Raw genomic sequence first — 249 nt, 5'->3', positions numbered from 1 at the left:
CTGGTGATTGGGGTGAAGTCGTAACAAGGTAGCCGTATCGGAAGGTGCGGCTGGATCACCTCCTTTCTAGGGAGTCAGACGAAATGATCTAGCTGGTCTAAATCATTTCGGACAGGTGAATAAGTTTCAGTATTGTTCAATTTTGAAGGCCTTGCGTAAAGCAAGATCTTCAAAGCATAAGGGACAGCGAAACCCGAAACGCAAGTAGCGCGGGGGTATAGCTCAGTTGGGAGAGCACCTGCTTTGCAA

Annotated in this window: 1 rRNA gene; it reads left to right on the top strand. The window is 48.2% G+C overall.

Going from position 1 to position 249, the window contains the following annotated elements:
- A 16S ribosomal RNA gene (locus tag GPK89_RS15050) occupies window positions 1–66 on the top strand; the annotation flags it as partial.
- Between the last annotated feature and the right edge of the window lie 183 nt (window positions 67–249).

Origin of the sequence: Gemmiger formicilis (assembly GCF_018784445.1) — a bacterium.
Lineage (GTDB): Bacteria > Bacillota > Clostridia > Oscillospirales > Ruminococcaceae > Gemmiger.
The sequence above is the reverse complement of the archived record's forward strand: the minus strand, read 5'-3'. Positions and strand labels throughout refer to the sequence as shown.